The 19312-nt window shown below is 70.0% G+C and carries 14 protein-coding genes; 7 read left to right on the top strand and 7 right to left on the bottom strand.

Annotated elements, in window-relative coordinates:
- The first annotated feature begins 21 nt into the window (after positions 1-21).
- Genes INT51_RS11915 through INT51_RS11905 form a run of 3 tightly spaced genes read left to right on the top strand, consistent with a single transcriptional unit; the run spans position 22 to position 3164 of the window.
- Positions 22-1104 carry an exo-alpha-sialidase gene (locus tag INT51_RS11915; RefSeq protein ID WP_193105528.1) on the top strand — a complete coding sequence of 361 codons (1083 nt, stop codon included), beginning with the start codon at positions 22-24 and terminating at the stop codon, positions 1102-1104.
- Positions 1088-2113, top strand: coding sequence for an ABC transporter ATP-binding protein (locus tag INT51_RS11910; protein ID WP_226832280.1), 1026 nt, complete (start codon positions 1088-1090; stop codon positions 2111-2113). The genes INT51_RS11915 and INT51_RS11910 overlap by 17 nt, the downstream gene beginning before the upstream one ends.
- Complete coding sequence (locus INT51_RS11905; RefSeq protein WP_193105526.1) at positions 2106-3164, top strand: ABC transporter ATP-binding protein; 1059 nt, start codon at positions 2106-2108, stop codon at positions 3162-3164. Before INT51_RS11910 ends, INT51_RS11905 begins: the two co-directional genes overlap by 8 nt.
- An 83-nt stretch (positions 3165-3247) precedes the next feature.
- Here the strand turns inward: INT51_RS11905 and INT51_RS11900 are convergent, their stop codons facing one another.
- The 6 genes from INT51_RS11900 to INT51_RS11875 form a co-directional block, all read right to left on the bottom strand.
- Positions 3248-4429 carry a DUF418 domain-containing protein gene (locus tag INT51_RS11900; RefSeq protein WP_193105525.1) on the bottom strand — a complete coding sequence of 394 codons (1182 nt, stop codon included), beginning with the start codon at positions 4427-4429 and terminating at the stop codon, positions 3248-3250.
- A gap of 561 nt (positions 4430-4990) precedes the next feature.
- Positions 4991-7780, bottom strand: a complete 2790-nt coding sequence (locus INT51_RS11895) for a sugar-binding protein (protein WP_193105524.1) — start codon at positions 7778-7780, stop codon at positions 4991-4993.
- Between the two features lie 127 nt (positions 7781-7907).
- Positions 7908-9176, bottom strand: a complete 1269-nt coding sequence (locus tag INT51_RS11890) for a carbohydrate kinase family protein (RefSeq protein ID WP_370540803.1) — start codon at positions 9174-9176, stop codon at positions 7908-7910.
- Complete coding sequence (locus INT51_RS11885) at positions 9173-9976, bottom strand: carbohydrate ABC transporter permease (RefSeq protein ID WP_193105523.1); 804 nt, start codon at positions 9974-9976, stop codon at positions 9173-9175. Before INT51_RS11885 ends, INT51_RS11890 begins: the two co-directional genes overlap by 4 nt.
- Positions 9973-10860: a carbohydrate ABC transporter permease gene (locus tag INT51_RS11880; protein WP_193105522.1), complete on the bottom strand. Its 888-nt coding sequence runs from the start codon at positions 10858-10860 to the stop codon at positions 9973-9975. Before INT51_RS11880 ends, INT51_RS11885 begins: the two co-directional genes overlap by 4 nt.
- Positions 10861-10867: 7 nt before the next feature.
- Positions 10868-12232, bottom strand: coding sequence for an ABC transporter substrate-binding protein (locus INT51_RS11875; RefSeq protein WP_193105521.1), 1365 nt, complete (start codon positions 12230-12232; stop codon positions 10868-10870).
- Positions 12233-12368: 136 nt separating this feature from the next.
- On the opposite strand from INT51_RS11875, the gene INT51_RS11870 reads away from it, so the two are divergent.
- From INT51_RS11870 to INT51_RS11860, 3 genes are all read left to right on the top strand, one after another.
- Entirely contained in the window at positions 12369-13139 is a 771-nt protein-coding gene (locus INT51_RS11870) for a DeoR/GlpR family DNA-binding transcription regulator (RefSeq protein ID WP_193105520.1), read from the top strand.
- Positions 13136-14578, top strand: coding sequence for a 6-phospho-beta-glucosidase (locus INT51_RS11865; RefSeq protein WP_193105519.1), 1443 nt, complete (start codon positions 13136-13138; stop codon positions 14576-14578). The genes INT51_RS11870 and INT51_RS11865 overlap by 4 nt, the downstream gene beginning before the upstream one ends.
- Before the next feature lie 179 nt (positions 14579-14757).
- Entirely contained in the window at positions 14758-16011 is a 1254-nt protein-coding gene (locus INT51_RS11860; RefSeq protein WP_193105518.1) for an ATP-binding protein, read from the top strand.
- A gap of 21 nt (positions 16012-16032) precedes the next feature.
- Here INT51_RS11860 and INT51_RS11855 read toward each other — a convergent pair whose 3' ends face one another.
- Positions 16033-17490 (bottom strand): alpha-L-fucosidase, encoded by a 1458-nt coding sequence (locus tag INT51_RS11855; protein ID WP_193105517.1) that lies wholly within the window; start codon positions 17488-17490, stop codon positions 16033-16035.
- A 103-nt stretch (positions 17491-17593) separates the two neighbouring features.
- Between INT51_RS11855 and INT51_RS11850 the strand changes: the two genes are divergently transcribed.
- Entirely contained in the window at positions 17594-19267 is a 1674-nt protein-coding gene (locus INT51_RS11850) for a M81 family metallopeptidase (RefSeq protein ID WP_193105516.1), read from the top strand.
- The last annotated feature ends 45 nt before the right edge of the window (positions 19268-19312 follow it).

Here is a 19312-nt window from a genome sequence, read left to right as displayed (position 1 = left end):
TCAACAGGCGAGGACCTACTCATGAGCCATCAGATCCGATCCACCACCGACTTGTGGGAACGAGGGACAGGTGAGTTCCACACCTATCGCATTCCCGCTCTGGCAGTCACCACCTCCGGCGTCGTGCTCGCCTTCTGCGAAGGACGGCGTGACGGCGGTGGTGATGCCGGGCAGATCGACCTGCTGCTCCGTCGGAGTCTCGATGGTGGGCGCACGTGGGAGCCGGATCAGGTCGTGAACGCCGAACCCGGTTTCACCAACGGCAATCCGGCACCCGTCGTCGACCGTCGCACAGGGGCCGTCGTGCTGCTGTTCTCGCGGAACCCTGCTGACCGGAACGAGACCGACATCTGTGCGGGCCGTGCAGAGCGCACCGTCTGGGTCACTCGGAGCACCGATGAGGGGCTCACCTGGAGCGAACCCGAAGACGTCACGGCCGCCACCAAGGCCCGGGATTGGACGTGGTACGCCACCGGACCCGGTCACGGTGTGCAGCTGGATTCCGGACGGCTGATCATCCCGTGCGACCATGCCGTCGGGGTGCACTTGGACCGCTGGCGCGACCCCTTCCGCTCCCACGTGATCTACAGCGACGATGGCGGCGCGACATGGGCGCTGGGAGGTGTGCTCCCGGACGGAACCAATGAATCAACTCTCGCACAGCTCCGGGACGGGCAGGTGTACTTCAACGTCCGGAACCATGCCGACACAGGATGCCGCGGGTACGCCTACTCGGACGATGAGGGCGAATCCTTCGGCGCTCTCCGGTGGCATCCGACCCTGGTGGAGCCGGCATGCCAGGGCAGCGTGCTGTCCACTGCCTCGGGGGTGCTGCTGTTCTCCAATCCAGCCAGCGACCGACGCGAGAGCCTGACGGTCCGTTGCAGTCAGGACGGTGGTGAGTCCTGGTCTTCGGGGGTGCGCCTCACCGCCGATCCTGCCGCCTACAGCGACCTCGCGATCACCGAGGAGGGCACTGTGCTCTGCCTGTACGAGACCGGCACGGAGAAGCTCTACGACTCCCTTCGGCTGGCGGCACTCTCCCTCGATGATCTGGTCGGAGAGCACTCACGTGGAGAGGCGCGCAATGCCAGAGTCGAGTGACCCGCTGCTGAAGGTAGAGGACCTTCGTACTCAGTTCGAGACCGACCATGGCACGGTCCGCGCGGTCGATGGAGTCAGCTTCGAGCTCCCGCGGCGCAAGACTGTATGCATTGTTGGAGAGAGCGGATGCGGCAAGAGCGTCACAGGTCGTTCCATCCTCCAGGTTGTCGACAAGCCTGGAAAGGTCACGGGCGGGCGGATGCTCTGGCACGGGGAGACCGGCAGCGCTCCCGTGGACCTCGCGTCCCTGGACCCGAAAGGATCAGAGATCCGCCGGATCCGCGGCAACGAGATCTCCATGGTCTTCCAGGAGCCGATGACGTCGCTCTCGCCCGTGCACACGATCGGCAACCAGATCATGGAGGCAGTGCGCATCCATACCGATCTGGATATGGCTGCGGCCAAGGAACGCGTCATCGAAGCTCTCGACCAGGTGGGCATGCCGAAGCCGGCGGAGAGGTTCGATGCCTACACCTTCCAGCTCTCCGGCGGCATGCGTCAACGCGCAATGATCGCGATGGCTCTGGTATGCCGGCCGAAACTGCTCATCGCCGACGAACCCACCACCGCCCTGGACGTCACGACACAGGCGCAGATCCTGCGACTGCTCGCCAGCCTGCAGGCTGAGCTCGATATGTCGGTCCTCTTCGTCACCCACGACATGGGTGTGGTCGCGCAGATCGCCGACGAAGTCGTGGTGATGTATCTGGGAACCGTGGTGGAGAGCGGACCGGTCGAGCAGATCTTTCACGACCCGCAGCACCCGTACACCCAGGCGCTGCTGGCTGCCGTGCCCAGAATCGGGCAGGACCGCAGCGATCGCCTGGTGACCATCCGAGGCACGGTGCCGGGCCCCCAAGCACGCCCCCCCGGATGCCCGTTCCACCCACGATGCGACCACGTCCGCCCCGGCGAATGCGACGTGCGCGAGCCTCGTACGGTGACGATCGCTCCCCGCCGGGACGTTCGCTGCGTGCTGGCGGAGGATCAGGAGGAGTCACATGAGTGAACTCGAGGACCAGAAGAATCTGCTGGAAGTCCGCGACCTGAGGATGCATTTCACGCGCCGCTCCGGCATGTTCCGCCGCCACAGCACCACGGTCCGCGCCGTCGACGGCGTCAGCTTCGACATGAGCGAGGGCGAGACCCTTGGCCTGGTCGGCGAGAGCGGCTGCGGCAAGACATCCGTCGGACGCAGCCTGATCCGCACCTACGCCCCGACCGGCGGCCAGGTGAACTATCGCCGGTCCGACGGGGACCAGGTCGACCTGGCGACGTTGCCGGGCAAGGCGCTTCGTCCCTACCGGCGCGAGCTTCGGATGATCTTCCAGGACCCGTTCTCCTCCCTGAATCCACGGATGACGGTGCGGGACATCATTGCTGAACCGCTTCGCAACAATCGCACTGCGCACCGCAGGAAGGTCGACGAGAAGGTGGTGGACCTGTTGCAGATCGTCGGCCTGCGAGCTGACTATCTGGACCGCTACCCCCACGCATTCTCCGGAGGCGAGCGTCAGCGCATCGTGATCGCCCGCGCCCTGAGCCTGGACCCGCGGCTGGTGATCGCGGACGAAGCCGTGTCCGCACTGGATGTCTCGGTGCGAGCGCAGATCCTGGAACTGCTCGTGGACCTGCAGGCGGACCACGGACTGACCTACCTGTTCATCTCTCACGACCTGGCCGTCGTGAGGTACATGTGTGATCGCGTCGCGGTGATGTACGTCGGAAAGATCGTGGAGATCGGACAGACGGGCACCGTGTATTCCCGCCCTCGCCACCCCTATACCCGAGCCCTGCTGGACTCCGTCCCCGAGCCGGATCCGACGCGGCGCAATCTGCTGACCCAGGAGCCGCTTCGGGGCGAAGTGGCGGACCCGTCCGATCCACCAGCGGGATGCAGCTTCAATCCGCGCTGCCCGTTCGCCGAGGAGATCTGTCGTCGCGAAGAGCCCGAACTTCGGACGCTGGATGACGGCACCCAAGCGGCGTGCCACTTCGCCGAGGAGCTGAATCTCGCATCCCCAGGAGGTCGTGCAGGTGCAGAACGCCCGATGCGGTGACATGCTCGGGTCCGCTCGACCCGTCGTCATCGTGCGCACGCCCCAGCGAGGCTGACCATCGACCCGACGTCCACCTGCGCCGGCTACGCGGGTTCGGGACGCCGCGACCGGCTGCGATAGGTCAGGTGTCGCAGGAGCGCTTCAGCCGGGCCACGCCGCCCCGCGCGCTGCAGGGCGTCGGCGATGACGACGGTGGCCACCCATGTGCCGATGGCGACCCCGACGGCCGTGAGGACGCTCAGGCGGCCGCCCAGATCGAGCAGCGACGGTTCGGTGGCCACCAGCCACACCGGCGATTGGGCGATGTAGAAGGTCATCGACCGTCGACCGCAGGCCACCAGCGCGGATGTCACCCGGCCACGACGGTCGCCGATCCGGGTTGCGACGAGGGCGATGGCCGCCGCGAAGGCGATCCCGCCCGCGATGCCGGTCACGCTGAACACCACCAAGGCGATGACCCCGACACCGGACGTTCCCGGCGTCCACACTCCCGCGGCCTGCAGAGCAACCGGCTGCGCCCCCAGTACCGACACCGGGAACCCGATCAGCACGGCACGGCGCAGCAGCGGACCGTAGCGGTCGGGCTGTTCCAGCAGTCGCATTCGGCCGGCCCAGATCCCGATCAGGGCCGCGGGCGCCACGGTCAGCGCGGCGATCGGCAGCACCGGGAGCGCCGTGGCCCGCAGCAGCGCGCTCTCGAGGAGGTTCGATCCGACCGCCGCCGATGCGTCGCCGGCCCCTGCCATCATCTGGAGCACGCTGTAGGCGGCTGCGCTGATCGCCAGGGCAGCCACGCCCACTACCCAGAGACGACGACCGGACCAGGACACGGCACCGGCGAGAACCACGGCGAACAGGCCGTAGGAACCGATGATGTCGCCGCTGTAGAGCAGGACGACGTGCACGGCACCGAACACGACCAACCAGGCCCCGCGCCGGCGGATCAACCGCCGTGCCCGCGCCGAGTCCCCGTCGGGGCCCGAGTGGCGCCGAGTCAACTGCACGAGGCCGTACCCGAAGAGAAGGCCGAACAGCGGCGCCGACCGAGCGTCGACCGTCGACGTCAGCACCCACTGGATGGCGACGTCGATCGGTCCACCACCGGCGGGAGCGGTGAGGTCGCTGCCCCCCGCGTGCAGCATCCGAGAGTGGGCGAGCGCGATGAGCAGCAGCATCACTCCTCGCGCCAGATCCGGAGCCAACAGGCGTTCCGCATCCGGCGTCGGCGAGGCGGACTTGCGGACGAGCTGAGGATCTCCGGGCATGGGGTCGACGCTAGGAAGGCCGCCCCATGCCGCACATCGATCGAATGGACCGGGCCGTCTGACCAAAGTCGGAGCACCGGACGTCATCGCAGGGAGCACGGCATCTCGCTCCGACCGGACCTGACGCACGTCGTGCAGCCGTGCCGGCGTCCCGCGCGTCGCAGGCTGCAGCAGGCTTCGGGAACGGGAGTCCGGGCGCTCGGCCCGGATCCCGCTCCCACTGGCCACGGACCCGACGATCGTTGCCCGCCCCTCACGGACGATCGCCTGCCCTCCCCCGATGCCGGAGGACCGACACGGGACCGGTGATGCCACGTTCCGCGCCGACCAGACGGCCCCCACCGCCCTGGTCGACCGACGCAGCAGGTCGATCCCGTGCCCTGTCCTCGCGTCCCCTTGTGAGGCCCGCACCCAGTACCTGAAATCTAGGAGCATCCCGGCGGGAGCGCGATGGGGTGAACTCCCCGGTCAGACTCCCCGGGGAGAAGTCCCCGGGGAGTTGTCCCCATGCCGGTCGGCGTCCTCTACCCGGAGTCGGCGGCCGTCACTCCACGGCCCCACTCACTCCACGACGGCGGCCGCGGCGGCGGTGCCCTCGTCGTTCTCGAGGGAGACGGCCAGGTGCACGGAGGCATCCGGCCCGACCTCGCCGGTCACGGGCACCTCCAGCGATTCGTGCCCGCTGCCGACCTCCCGGGCATCCAGCGACCCGAGAAGGGTGCTGCCGTCCCACAGGTAGACGCGCAGGGTGCCCGCTTCGGCGATGCGCACTCGCGCTGACACTCCGGCGTCGGTGCGCGAGACCCTGTCCAGTCTCAGCGCCCGCGCACCGAGGAGCGGGGCGCCGCCGAGGCCGGTGTCGTCGCCGGCCGCCTGGAGGATCGAGGCCGGCGATTCCACGGAGCGGGCGGCAGAGTCCGGGATCTGCGGCGTGACCGGGGCCGAGTCGCCGCCGGGCACGTCGGGCAGTTCGAGGACTCCCCACCGGTACGGGTCCGCCTGGACCCCGGGGAACGTGGACCAGCCGATACGGGACTGCCCGGTGCGGTCCTGGGTGTCCGAGTCGTAGACGACGACGTTGAAGCCGATGCTCGCCGGGTCGAGGCCGTCGGGCAGTTCGGCGAAGGGGATCTTCGCCTCCACGACGTATCCCGCGTACGGGTCGGAGATGCTCGCGTCGATCTGCACGCTGGGAGCCGTCTGCGCGATCGGGCCCTGCCGGTTGTCGTGGTCGCGCCCGGCCACCGGACCGCCGATGCCGCCGTCGACCGCCGTGCCGGGCAGGACGCCGAGGATGAAGGTGCTCGCGGTGTGGTCCGAGGTGCCGCGGGGGTCGATCATGATCTCGATCGAGTCGGTGCGGAAGCGCTGCTTGTTGTCCTCCGGAGGCAGCAGGGCGCCGAGCACATCGTCGATGACCTGCACGAACACGTACAGGTTGTCGTCGTCGTAGGTGACCCAGGTGGAGCCGGAGGCATCCTCGGGGCTCACGTCGTCACCTTCCCAGAGGGTGCCGATGTCGAGAGCATCGCCGGGGTACTCGCCCGCCCCGCGCTCGGCGTCGACCTCGACTCCCTCGGTGCGTGCGGCGACCAGTCGCGGCACCAGGTGCAGGCCCTGGGTGATCGTCGCGGCGGTGCCGTCGGCCGTGGTGGTGGCCGTGAGCGGGTAGATCCCGCCGTCCGGCGCGCGATTGGCGGTGGGCAGGGTGGGATCGGTGTTCTCGATCCTCACCTCGGCGGAGGCGGTGCCGCCGGCGGGCACGGCCTCGAACAGCAGTTCCGGCGGATCGGCCGTGATCCCCTCGGCCAGCTCCAGCACCACCTCGGCGTCCTGCTCCTGCTCCGCGTGATTGCGAGCGGTGACCTCGAAGATCTCGGCGCGGCCGGAGCCCAGGGAGCGCCGGGTCGGGACCAGGGCGTCGAGCCGCTGCATGCCGAGCTCCGCGGTCCAGTCCAGGAAGGCTGCGATCTCCGGCCGCTCGGCGAGGCCCGACTCGACGGGGCCGGCGGTGCGCAGCGGCAGCACGTTCTCACCGCTGCCCTGGCGCGAGGTGACCTTCGCGCGCAGCAGCACGTGTTCGCCGGTGGCGGCGTCGGCCGGGACCGTCACGGTGAAGGTCGCGGTGCGCTCCTGCTTCGCCGGGATGGTGCCGATTCCCTGCAGGCGGCCGACGCTCCAGCCCTGCGGTGCCTCGAGCTCGACCTGCACGCCGGGCAAGGCCTGGCCGGGTGCGCCCACGCGCACCGTCACCTCGACGTCTCCGCCGGGGAGAAGGGCGAAGCGGTCGGAGTCGAGCGCGAGTCGCGTGCCCAACGGCAGGCCGCCCTCGAGAGGCAGGGTCGCCCCGGCCAGAGCGGCGGTGTCGGAGCTGGTGGGGTCCGCCAGCGGGGTGCGCGAGTCGATGAGCGTGAACCAGGTGGCGGGGATCTGCGCCGGGTCGGTGGGCGAGGGCGGGATCACGTGCCAGCCCTGGGTGCGATAGGTGTGGACCGCGTCGTCGCGCACCGCGCTCCACCTCTTCTCGTGCAGCTCGGACTCGGTGCCGTTCCAGGCCCCGAAGACGACATCGCTGGCCACAGCGGGTTCATAACCCTCGGCGACGGCGTCGGGCCCGGTGCCCGAGGTGCCGTTGGACCCCGAGCGCAGGATCCGGCTCGGGGCGAACGGGCGCAGGCCCTCGTCGAAGTGCTCGGGAAAGACGTCGTCTCGGCCTGCCAGCAGGTACGCCTCGACCGCGAACATCGCCGCCTGCTGATGGTTTCCGTGGTTCCCCTCGACGGCCGAGGGGTTCATGGTGACGATGACCTCGGGACGGGTTGCCCGCACCACGCGGATCACGCGGCTGAGGGCTTCGGCCCCGCCCCAGACGTCGTAGGTCAGCGGCGCGGAGAGGGTGTAGTAGAAGTCGACGGCGTCGAGGTTGAAGACGTGCTCGATCCCCGCATAGCCGACGGCGGCGCGCTCCTCGGTCTCCCGGATGAGTCCGAGGGCGGGCCCCTCCTGCAGGCCGACGGCGTTGCCGCCGCCCTCTCCGCGGGTCAGGGTGATGACTCCGGCGAGCTGGTCCTCGAATTCGTTCCACTGGCCGAAGGCGGCGAGGGTCCAGGCCTCGTCGTCGGGGTGGGCGCCGATGTACAGGATGTCGAGGTCGACGGTGCCGTCGGCGAGGGCCTGTTCCATCGGGGGCAGGGCGGGGATGTCCAGGACGGTCGCACCCGCGGCCAGGCCCAGCACCGCCGATCCCTGCAGCAGGCGCCGCCGGGTCAGGTGGTCGGGGCGCTCACGGGTGGGGGCGGGGTTCGTGGTGGTGTCGGAGTGCGATGTGGTGTCGGAGTGCGACATGGACATGGGGGACTCGTCTCTCGCAGGGCGCCGCGGCAGTGCGGCGCGAGCTCTGGGGGTCGTCGAGGAGGGGGTCAGGGCTGCTGCCGCAGCCGCGCACCATCGCACGGCCCCGGCGGCGGTGGTGGCCGGGTCAGTGCTTTCCGGCGTCCGAGCGCAGGGCGAAGGTGCCCTGGGCGCGGCGGCGACCTTGGACCGGGTGATCAGGGACGACCTCCTCGAGGAAGCAGTACCCGTCGCGGGTGTAGGCGGCGCGCAGGTCCCCGCCGTCGGCCGCGTCGCTGAGGTGGCGCCACCAGTCGGTGATGTCGCCCCAGCCGGGGGCTGCCAAGGAACCGCCGAACTGCTGGACGGCGAGCGCCGAGCACAGCGAGCCGAACTTGAGCCGTTCGGCCAGGGGCCAGTCCGCCAGCGTCCCCAGCACCATGGCTGCGGCGAACACGTCACCGGCGCCGGTGGTGTCCGTGGGGGTGACGGGGACGGCCGGGCAGTAGGCCTCCTCCCCGGTGGAGGCATCGATCGCGTAGGACCCGGAGGCGCCGTCGGTGACCACCGCGAGCGGCACCCTCTCGGCGAGCGCTCGCACGGCGCGGTCCGGGCTGTCGGTGCGCGTGTACTTCATCGCCTCCACCGCGTTGGGGGTGAAGGCGTGGCAGTGGGCCAGCGGGGCCAGATCCGCGGGGTCCCAGCGGTCGGTCCCGTCGTACCCGATGTCGGCGAAGATCAAGGAGCCGCGGCGGGCGAGGTCCGCCCACCAGGTGGTCTCCCCCGCCAGGTCGACGACGGCGGCGCGCGCCGCCGGAGCCGTCGCGATCAGGGCCGACAGCGGCTCGGGCAGCTCGTGGCCGTGCGTGACCATCGCCCGGTCCCCCTGGGTGGCGACCGAGGCGGTCAGCGAGGAGTGGAAGTCGCGGAATCGGCGCGAGGCGGAGAGGTCGATGCCCTCCTCGTGCGCCATGGTGTGCCACATCCAGTCGGCGTAGGCGTCGTCCCCGAACCCGGCGACGAGCCCGGTGCGCAGGCCCAGCCGTGAGGCGGCGACGGCGAGGTTCGCGATACCGCCGGGGCTGGAGCCCATGCCCTTGCTCCACAGCTCCTCGCCGGGGTTCGGCAGTCGGTCCAGGCCCGTGAACACGATGTCGAAGAACACCGTTCCGGACAGCAGCACGTCCAGGGGCGGATCGTCGTCCCGCCGTGACCCGACCAGCGGGTCCCAGCCCGCCGCACCGTCCAGAGCGGCCCGGGCTTCGGGGGTGAGGTGCGGATCGTGGGTCGGCGCCGTCCGCTCGCTCGGTGGCGGGACGTCCTGCGATGCCGAGCCAGCGGCAGTGCCTGCGGCAGGGTCAGGAGACAGGTGGTTCGGGGTCGGGTGGTCGGGGGTGGGGCGGTCTGGGGTCATCATTTGACGGCTCCTTCGAGCATTCCGCGGATGAAGTGTCGTTGCAGGAACAGGAACATGATCACCATCGGGAGGGCGACGATGACGGCGCCGGCGGAGAGCAGCGCGATCTCGGCGGTGTACTGGCCCTGGAAGTTCGCCAGGCCCAACGGGGCGGTGCGCAGGCCGCCGCCGGGGGTCATCACCAGGGCGATGAGGAACTCGTTCCAGGTCCACATGAACACCAGGACCACCAGCGTGGTCAGGGCCGGGACGGAAGCGGGAACGACCACGCTGCGCAGCGTGCGCACCGGGCCCGCCCCGTCGAGCGCGGCCGCCTCCAGCAGGCTCACCGGCATGGTCCGGAACTGGGCACGCAGCCAGAAGGTCCCGAAGGCGACGGACTGCGCGATCTGGGGCAGGGCGATCGCCGCGTAGGTATCGGTCAGCCCCAGGGAGCGCAGGTCGAAGAACAGGGGGATGACCGTGGCCTCGGTCGGGATCATCAGCCCGAGCAGGAACACGTAGAACAGCACCGTCGCTCCGCGGAACCGCATGGTGCCGAAGGCGTATCCCGACAGGACGGACAGGGTCACCGCGGAGGTCACGACGATCGCCGCGACGACGAGGGAGTTGCCCAGGGAACTGCCGAAACCGCCCACGTCCCAGGCCTCGAGGAAGTTGCCCAGGTGGAGCCCGGGCGCCTGGCCGATCTGCGAAGACACGGCCGTGGCGAGGATGGTGAGGATCGGGGCGAGGGCGAAGAGGGCGAACAGCCCCAGCACGACGTAGTTCATCGTCCGCTCGGCGGTGGAGACTCTCATCGCGACCGCTCCCCGATCCGGGTGACCAGTACGTTGATCGCGAAGACGAGCACGGTCAGCACGATGGCGACGGCGCTCGCGGACCCCACCTCACGCAGCTGGAACGCGCGGTGGTACACCTCGTAGCTGGGCACCGTGGTGGCGTTGCCGGGCCCGCCGGAGGTGGTCATGTAGACGAGGTCGAAGGTCTTCAGGGCCGCGATGATCGTGAGCACCAGCGCCACCACGATCTCGCCGCGCACCGACGGCAGCGTGATCGCGAAGAACTCGCGCACCGGGCCGGCGCCGTCCAGTCGGGCCGCCTCGAAGAGATCGTCCGGGATGCGGCTCATCCCCGCCAGCAGGAGCAGCATCACCAGCCCCATCTCGAGCCAGGTCCCGATGAACCCGACCGCCGGCAGCGCCGCCCCGGGGTCGCCCAGCCAGCCACGGGCCAGCTCGTCCAGCCCCACCGCGCGCAGCGCCTGGTTCAGCGGGCCGTTCGGGGCATAGATGTTCCTCCACGCCACGGCGACCACGACCAGCGCGATGACCTGCGGCAGGAAGATCACCGAGCGGAAGAAGCCCATCCCCCGCACCTGCCCGCGGCGGAAGATGGCCGCGAGGACCAGTCCGATCACGACCGGCAACGCCGCGTAGAACAGGATCAGCACCAGAGCATTGCCGATCGCCGCCCGGAAGTTCTCGTCCCCGATGAGGTCGGTGTAGTTCTGCAGGCCCACGAAGGTCGAGGGCCCGAAGCCGGGCCATTCGTAGAGGGAGAACTGCGCCGCGCGCAGCAGCGGGTACAGCGAGAACGCGGCGTAGACCAGGAACGCCGGCAGGATGAACAGGTACGGGGTCACGCGCGAGCGCACGACCGCCGAGGGTGGGGACTTCGACATCGGCGGCTCAGCCCTGCGCAGTGAACTCGCCGTAGTCCGCCTGCAGCGTCTCGGCGGCGGCCGACGGCTCGGCCTGGCCTCCGATGACCTCCTGCAGAGCGGCCCCGGCGGTGTCGGCGAACGAGGGGGTCGCGTAATCGAGGTAGGGCAGCAGCACGCCGTCGGTCGAGACCGCGTCGAATGCCTCGTAGATGTCCTTGTTCACGCCGGATTCCGGGGCCAGTTCGGCGGTGCGCAGCACCGGCATGCCGCCCTTCTCGGCGATCAGCTCCATCGCCGCGTCACTGGTGATGTAGTCGATGTAGGCCGCGGCGGCGTCGACGTTGGCGGCCTCGGCGGGGATCGCGAAGGGCAATCCGGTGCCTCCGGTGGTGGCGACCGTGCCGTCGGCGCCCGCGGGAGGGGCCATGAACCGCAGGTCGTCCCCCATCACGGCCTCCATGTCGGGGCCGAGCCAGGAGCCGCCGATCAGCAGCACCCCGGTGCCTTCCGTGTACTCCGCCCAGGCGGTGTCGTAGGCGAGGCCGTTGGGCGAGTCGCCGAAGGCGCCGCTGCCGGCCCAGTCGGCCAGCTGGGTGAGGGCCTGCACGTTGGCGTCGCCGGTCCAGTCCGCACCGGCGTTGCCCATGCCGAGGGTGATGATCTCCTCGGTGGAGACGAAGTTCGCCTGGAGCGGGCCGAAGACGTGCAGCGCCGGCCACTGCTCGAGGTTGCCGAGCACCAGCGGCTGCTCGCCGGCCTCCTGGGCGGCCTCGACGAGGGCGAAGAGCTCATCCCACGTGGTGGGCGGCTGCGCTCCGAGGGCTTCGAGCTTCGCGGCGCTGTAGTAGATGCCGCACACCTCGCCCGTCTGCGGGAGGCCCCACAGGGGTCCGTCACCGAAGGTGACGCCGTCCGCCGAGTAGCGGGACTTCGCGAGCACCGAGGTGGAGTAGCGGTCCTCCCAGCCGTAGGCCTCGGAGTACGCGGACAGATCCGTGAGCTGGCCGGCCTTGACGAACTCGCCCATGTCGCCGCGGGCGTTGTTGACCTGCAGGACATCGGGAACATCGTTGCCGGAGAGGGCCAGACCGGTCTGCTGCTGCAGGTCGTCGAAGGACTGCGAGACCCGCTCGACCGTGATGTTCGGATACTCCTGCTCGAAAGCCTCGATGAGTGCGGTGATCGCATCGTTCTGCGCGCCGCGGACCTCCTGGTCCCAGACCTTCAGGGAGACCTCGCCCATCGCCGCCGGGTCGGTCTCGACGTCGCTCGCCTCCGGTGCAGCGGCGTCCCCGCCGCCACCGTCGGTGTCGGAACCGGGCGCGCAGGCCGCGAGGAGCCCGAGGCCCCCGACAGCGGCGCTCGAGCCGAGAAAGGTACGTCGACGCATGAGGTTCTCCTGGAGGTGCGGGCGGCGACAGCCGCGATGCTGTGGCGCAGACCACCAGCATGACACATCATGCCCGTGAATGCATTCTTCTGCTCGCTCGTGCTCGAAGTTGCGTGAACGGTGCTACGGTGACGCCATGCTGAGCGAGGAGCGCCATGAGAGCATCGTCGCCCTCGTGCGCCGATACGGCTCGGCGACCGTCGGCCGTCTGAGTGCGGATTTCGCCGTCTCCGAGGCCACCATCCGTCGTGACCTCGACCTGCTGTCGACCTCCGGAGCGGTGCGCCGGGTGCGCGGCGGTGCCTGCGACGTCCGGGGAAGCATCCGCCCCGAGGCCGACGTGCGCGCCTTCGCCGATGTCGCGGCCTCCGCCTCCTCCGCCAAGCGGCAGATCGCCGAACGGGCCGTCGGCTGCATCGCCGACGGGGACGTGATCGCCCTGGACATCGGCACCACCGTCGCCGCGATGTGCCCCCTGCTCGCCGACCGCTCCCTGACCGTGGTCACGGCGTCGCTCGCCGTGGTGAAGTCCCTCGCCGATGCCCCGAACATCGACATCGTGGTGCTCGGCGGGCTGCTGCGACCGAACTACCAGTCCCTGGTGGGCACCTTGACCGAATCGGCTCTGCGGCAGGTGCGCGTCGACGCGGCGTTCCTCGGCACCTCCGGGATCCGGCCCGACGGCACCGTGCTGGATTCGACCCCCAGCGAGGTGCCCGTCAAACGCGGACTGCTCGAGGTCTCGACCACGTGCTTCCTGCTCGCCGACCACGAGAAGTTCCCCGGTTCGGGGTTCCTCGAGGTCGCCTCCCTGGGGCGCTTCACCGCCCTGATCACCGATCGCCCGTCCCATCCCGATGCACTCACCCTCCCCGAGGGCGAGGACCTGGAGGTCCTGCTGCCATGAAGCTGACGATCCTGGGCGGGGGCGGTTTCCGCGTCCCGCTGGTGTACGAGGCCGTCGCCACCGGTGCCACCGGTCTGCGCGTCGACGAGATCGCCCTGCAGGACGTGGACGCAGGCCGACTGCGCACGATCACCGAGGTCATCGACGGGGTGCGGCGCCGGCTCGAGGCCGACGGCCGCATCACGCACGCCCCGCGGGTCACCGCGAGCACCGATCTGCGCGAGGCCGTCGCCGACGCCGATTTCGTGTTCAGCGCCGTGCGCGTGGGCGGCGCCGAGGCGCGCACCGTCGACGAGCGGGTCGCCCTGAACCTGGGCCTGCTCGGGCAGGAGACCATCGGCCCGGGCGGCCTCGCCTACGCGCTGCGCACCATCCCGGTCGCGCTCGACATCGCCCGCGCCGTCGCCGACCTCGCCCCCGCGGCGTGGGTCATCAACTTCACCAACCCCGCCGGGATCGTCACCGAGGCGATGCGCTCCGTGCTCGGGAACCGCGCGGTGGGAATCTGCGACACCCCGATCGGGCTGGTGCGCCGGGTGGGTCGCCTGCTGGGCGTCGACCTGGTCGCCGGTGAGCGCGGCGCCGAGGTCGACTACGTGGGCCTGAACCATCTGGGCTGGCTGCGCTCGGTGACGGTCGACGGGACCGACCGCCTGCCCGAGCTCCTGGCCGACGACGCCGCCCTCGAGGAGATCGAGGAGGCGCGGCTGATCGGGAAGGATTGGGTGCGCTCCGACGGCGCCCTGCCCAACGAGTACCTGTACTACTACCTGCATACCGCCTCGGCGATCGAACGGATCACCGCCTCTGCGACCACCCGCGGCGAGTTCCTCGCCAAGCAGCAGGGTGACTTCTACCTGGCCGCGACCGACTCGATGGCAGGCGACGCCACCTCCCCGCACACCGACTCCTCCTGCTGCTCCTCCCCCGCGGACCTCTGGCGGCAGACCCTCCACGAGCGCGAGGCCACCTACATGGCAGAGTCCCGCGACGAGGAGCGTCGCGAGGAGGACGTCGCCGGCGGCGGCTACCAGGAGGTCGCGCTTCGACTGATGACCGCGCTGGCCACGGGACGCAGCGAGCGGATGATCCTCGACGTCGGCAACATCAGTGCTGAGCGACAGGATGCTCCGGCCTCACAGCGCATCGTGCCGGAGCTCCCGGCGGACGCGGTGCTCGAGGTGCTGTGCACCGTGGACGGCGAAGGGGTGCATCCGCACCCGGTCGCCCCGGTGGAGCTGGGCAGGCTCGGCATGATGGCGTCGCTGCGCGCGGCCGAGCGGAAGATCCTGGAGGCCGCAATGACCGGTTCTCGCGAGGCCGCCTGGCAGGGATTCTCGATCCACCCCCTGGTCAGCTCACCGACCCTGGGGGCAGAGCTCCTGGACGGCTATATCGCCGGGCACCCGGAGATCGCCGCGCTGCTCGTCGATCAGTGAACCCCGACAGCCCCCTGGCCACGGACCTCAGGACTCGGAAGACCCGAACACGGTTGGACGGCATCCTGTGAACGGCCGGCCGCAGAAGTCCGACCGATGGATCGCGAATGTTCGGGCTAGTAGGTCGCAAACGTTCGACCTGGTCGTCGCGAACGGTCGACCTGGCCTACCATTGATCTATGACACCACTGATCACCCGACACCTTCTGCCTCAGGCAGAGGATCTTCTCGGGTCGTTCCCTGCCGTCGTGATTCAGGGGGCGCGTCAGGTTGGGAAGAGCACCCTCGCCTCGATGATCGCGGAGCCTCAGCGGCACATGTCGGTGAGCTTCGACGACGTCGAGGTACGGGAATCCGCGCGCCTGGACCCGCGAGCATTCGTCCGTCAGGCGCACGATGGTCTGCTGATCATCGACGAGGTGCAGCGCGACCCTTCCGTGCTCCTCGCGATCAAGGCCGCAATCGACGCGAACCGCCGCCCCGGGCAGTTCCTCCTCACCGGCTCGTCCGATCTGCTGAGGCTCTCCCGTTCACCGGATTCGCTCGCCGGCCGAGCCGTGACGCTCGATCTCCATGGTCTGAGCCAGGGTGAGATCGCGGGGCGGAAGGAGGACTTCGCGGCGTGGGTGCGGCAGGCGAAGGGTTCTTTGGACGGAGCCGAGCAGGGCTGGTCACGCCAGGCGCACATCGACGCAATCGTTCGAGGAGGATTCCCGGAGATCCAAAAGCTTCCGGAGCGACACCACGGCGTCTGGTTCGACAACTACCTGGACCGTCTGCTCACTCGGGACGTCGGCGACGTCTCCCGGGGATTGTCGAGCGATCGCCTCGCCGCGGTTCTTCGACTCGTGGCTGCGAACCAGGGTGGCGAGCTGATTCAGGCGAGGCTCGCGGACGAGCTGTCGATCGCCCGGTCATCGATCTCGGCCTACCTCGCAGCTCTGTCGACCTTGTATCTCACGCACGATCTCCCACCGTGGCGGGCGAACCTCACCAAGCGGGAGGTCGGTCGGCACAAGGTCGCTGTGGCGGATGCCGGCCTCGCGGCACGCCTCTCGCGGTTGAAGCCCGCACAGCTGGCTCAGCTGACGTCAGCCCCCGCGCTCGGGGCCCAGCTGGAAGCCTTCGTGGTGGCTCAACTGTTCGCACAGAGAGGCTGGTCCGCCGAGGAGTACGAGATCTTCCACTTCCGCGACCGGGATGGCCTTGAGGTGGATGTCGTCCTCGAGTTCCCTGACGGTCGAGTCTTTCTCCTCGAGGTGAAGTCCTCTTCGACTATTCGCGCCGACCATTCCCGGGGGATTCGAGCCCTGGCGGAACGTCTGGGTGACCGATTCCTCGGGGGCGCCGTGCTCGGGCTCTCCACGGAGAGCCGCCAGCTGGCCGATCGCATCTGGGGTCTGCCGATCTCCGCACTCTGGCGTCACCCGTAAGTCGTTCCCGAGGCATACGCGTCAGCGCAGCGGCAGGGTCAGGACAGCGACGGCCTGCTCCCCCAGGCCTGGCGCCAGCCTGACGCGGCCGTCGACGAGGGCGACGCCGGGCTGCCCGGACCCCTCGGCGATCGATGGACGCGTCGCGGCCGAACCCTCGTCACCCTCGGGCCCATCACCATCACCGGGAACCTGTGCGATCTCTCGGAACACTGCCGAGACCTGCTCGTCGAGGCTCACGGGGCCGGCGGCCGGGTCGAGCAGGAGCACGTTCAGCGCCACGGCACCCTCAGCCCGATTTGTCTCACCTGCCCCGTCGGCCGCCTGCCCGAGCGTGAAGCGCACGCCCTCGGGCAGCACCCTTACCGCCCGGTGGAACCACGGTCGCGTCCGATAGATCGCGTCGCCGTGGCGACCCAGCCACTCCCCCAGCTCCGCAAGGGCTCGGGCCTGCAGCTCGGGGATGCTGCCGTCGGCGCGCGGGCCGACGTTGATCAGCAGGTTCCCGTTCTTGGAGACGACGTCGGCCAGCAGGCGGATCAGCGCCGGGCCGTCCAGGGCGTGCTGGGCGGATTCGTCGGCGTTGTAGCCGAAGGAGAGGCCGAGGCCGCGGGTGGATTCGAAGACCTCGTCCTGCACCTCCTCGATGTCCTGGTACTCACGGGTGAGCACGCCGTGGACCGGCACGCCCCAGCGGTCGTTGACCAGGCCGTCCGGCACGGCCGCGAGGTGGTCGCGGAAGAGGTTCTGGAGGGAGTCGGGGCCGTCGTACTTGCCGGCGTCGGGCCAGTCGATGTCGTTCCACAGCAGATCCGGGGCGAAGCGGTCGATGAGTTCGCGCAGCTGGGCGGCGGCGAAGGCCGCGAAGGCGTCGTCGTTGCGGCGCAGCGCGAACAGCTCCTGGTTCGAGGTCAGCGGCGGGAACTGACTCGCATGCCAATCGTGGGCTCCGGAGTAGTAGAGCCCCAGCCGCAACCCTGCCTGTCGCGCGGCGTCGGAGAACTGCGCGATCAGGTCCCGGCCCGGCCCCCGCCGCGCCGCGGTGAACGGAGTGGTCGCCGAGTCCCACAGGCAGAAGCCGTCGTGGTGCTTCGTGGTGGGGACGACGTAGCGGGCGCCGGCCCGCTCGGCCCATCCCACGATCTGCGCCACGGCGTCCGGGGCAGGGGTCCAGTCCTCGGCGAAGTCCTCGTAGGAGTGCCCGACGCCATGGAGCCGCTCATGCCGCTCCCGCGTGGGACTGCCGTCGATGCGCACCGTGTTCGCGTACCACTCGGCGTACTGATGACGAGCGTAGGCGTTCTGGGCGGTGACGTCGCTGCGGTCGAGCACGTCGGCCCAGGCGGGAACCGAGTACAGACCCCAATGCACGAACACGCCGAGCTTCGCGTCCCGGTACCAGTCGGGAACGGCGAGGTCCGGATAGTCGCTCGCCGGGGCGGCGTCGGCCGGTCCGTGGCGGTCATCGAAGCTGATCATGGGGTGCTCCTTCGCGCGCCTCGGCGCGTTCATGGCGGGACGGGCGTCGGGGTGGAAGGATGGACGAATCCAGTATCAACCGCTTAAGCCTCTGGAGCATCCCATGTCTGCGACGACGCAGCCCGCACACCCCACGTCGAGCTCGGCGCCCGCACCGCAGTCCGCGCCATCCGATCAGTCCGCCGCCGCTCCCCGCATCGGCATCGCCGGGATCGCGATCGAATCCTCGACCTTCACCCCCTACCGCTCCGGAGCCGACGACTTCGAGGTGCGCCGCGGCACTGCGGCGATCCTGGACCGCTACCCCTTTTTCAGCGGCGCCGGCGATCCCGGCTCCGCCCCCGGGCCCGCCGCACCGGGCTCTGCGGGCACCGGTGCCTCCAGCACCGGGCAGGTGCTGCGGGAGGCGGCGGAGTACGTCGGCGTCCTGCACGCCCGTGCCCTGCCCGGTGGCCAGCTGGTGCGCGAGGTGTACGAGAGCTGGAAGCAGGAGATCGTCGAAGGCCTCGCCGCCGCCCACGCGCAGGCCCCGCTGGACGGCTTCTTCTTCGACATCCACGGGGCGATGAGCGTGGTGGGCCTCGAGGACGCCGAAGGCGACCTGATCACCGCGATCCGGGCCGCGATCGGGCCGGACGTCGTGGTCGGCACCGCGATGGACCTCCACGGGAACGTCTCGCACACCCTCTTCGAGGCCTGTGACCTGATGACCTGCTACCGCCACGCCCCGCACATCGACGCCTGGGAGACCCGCGAGCGCGGACTGCGCGACCTCGTCGAGGCGGCCTCTCGCGTGCGCGACGGCGGGGCCCTGCCGCACAAGGCGCTCCTGCACGTGCCGATCCTGCTGCCCGGCGAGAAGACCTCCACCCGCATCGAACCGGCGAAGTCGATCTATGCCGGCATCCCGGGAATCACGCAGCGCCCCGGGATCACCGACATCTCCTACTGGATCGGCTTCGCCTGGGCGGACCAACCGCGCTGCCAGGCCGCGGTCGTCGCCTTCGGGGACGACGCCCAGGCCGTCGAGGATGCCGCCCTCGAGCTCGCCCGCACCGTCTGGCAGGCGCGCCACGACTTCGAGTTCGTCGCGCCCACCGGCACCTTCGATCAGTGCCTGGACCGGGCGATCTCCTCGACCGCTCGCCCGTTCTGGATCTCCGACTCCGGGGACAACCCGGGCGCGGGCGGCGCCGACGACACCACCCACGCCCTGGCGCGCCTCGCCGCCCGCCAGGAGATCCGCGCCGGCCAGGTCAGCGCGCTGATGGTCTCGCTGGTCGACCCGAGCTCGACAGATGCCGCCTGGGAACTGGGGGTCGGGGGCCGCGGGGACCTCGAGATCGGTGCACGGATCGACACCCGCGAGCCCGGCCCGGTCCCGCTGCGGGTCGAGGTGGCCGCACTGGATGAGTCGGTCCCGACGGGCCGCGCGGCCGCCCTGCGGGTGCTCGACGGCGACCGGCCGACGGGGCTGAGCGTCGTGATCACGGCTCGGCGCTCGCAGTGGGCGACCCACGGCATGTTCGAACGCCTGGGACTGTCGATGACGGGCTTCGACGTGGTCACCGTGAAGATGGGATACCTCGAGCCGGACCAGTACGAGGCGGCCGCGGACTGGCTGCTGGCCCTCACCCCGGGTGGCGTGGACCAGGACCTGATCCGCCTCGGGCACTCCCGGATCAACCGCCCGATGATCCCCTTCGACGAGGAGATCCCCGCGCCGGGCGCGCAGGACGTCGTCCGCGGAGGGGGAGCCGATGCGACAGAGCGGTAGAAGACGACAGAACTGTGGAACGGCAGAACGGTGGAGCGGCTGAGC

The organism is Brachybacterium sp. FME24 (assembly GCF_014897705.1).
Taxonomy (GTDB): Bacteria; Actinomycetota; Actinomycetes; order Actinomycetales; family Dermabacteraceae; genus Brachybacterium.
The sequence above is the reverse complement of the archived record's forward strand: the minus strand, read 5'-3'. Positions and strand labels throughout refer to the sequence as shown.

Bases quoted from the DNA above. Each gene is read 5' to 3' on its own strand.
- INT51_RS11915 (WP_193105528.1), top strand. From the start codon at position 22: ATGAGCCATCAGATCCGATCCACCACCGACTTGTGGGAACGAGGGACA.
- INT51_RS11910 (WP_226832280.1), top strand. From the start codon at position 1,088: ATGCCAGAGTCGAGTGACCCGCTGCTGAAGGTAGAGGACCTTCGTACT.
- INT51_RS11905 (WP_193105526.1), top strand. From the start codon at position 2,106: ATGAGTGAACTCGAGGACCAGAAGAATCTGCTGGAAGTCCGCGACCTG.
- INT51_RS11900 (WP_193105525.1), bottom strand. From the start codon at position 4,429: ATGCCCGGAGATCCTCAGCTCGTCCGCAAGTCCGCCTCGCCGACGCCG.
- INT51_RS11895 (WP_193105524.1), bottom strand. From the start codon at position 7,780: ATGTCCATGTCGCACTCCGACACCACATCGCACTCCGACACCACCACG.
- INT51_RS11890 (WP_370540803.1), bottom strand. From the start codon at position 9,176: ATGATGACCCCAGACCGCCCCACCCCCGACCACCCGACCCCGAACCAC.
- INT51_RS11885 (WP_193105523.1), bottom strand. From the start codon at position 9,976: ATGAGAGTCTCCACCGCCGAGCGGACGATGAACTACGTCGTGCTGGGG.
- INT51_RS11880 (WP_193105522.1), bottom strand. From the start codon at position 10,860: ATGTCGAAGTCCCCACCCTCGGCGGTCGTGCGCTCGCGCGTGACCCCG.
- INT51_RS11875 (WP_193105521.1), bottom strand. From the start codon at position 12,232: ATGCGTCGACGTACCTTTCTCGGCTCGAGCGCCGCTGTCGGGGGCCTC.
- INT51_RS11870 (WP_193105520.1), top strand. From the start codon at position 12,369: ATGCTGAGCGAGGAGCGCCATGAGAGCATCGTCGCCCTCGTGCGCCGA.
- INT51_RS11865 (WP_193105519.1), top strand. From the start codon at position 13,136: ATGAAGCTGACGATCCTGGGCGGGGGCGGTTTCCGCGTCCCGCTGGTG.
- INT51_RS11860 (WP_193105518.1), top strand. From the start codon at position 14,758: ATGACACCACTGATCACCCGACACCTTCTGCCTCAGGCAGAGGATCTT.
- INT51_RS11855 (WP_193105517.1), bottom strand. From the start codon at position 17,490: ATGATCAGCTTCGATGACCGCCACGGACCGGCCGACGCCGCCCCGGCG.
- INT51_RS11850 (WP_193105516.1), top strand. From the start codon at position 17,594: ATGTCTGCGACGACGCAGCCCGCACACCCCACGTCGAGCTCGGCGCCC.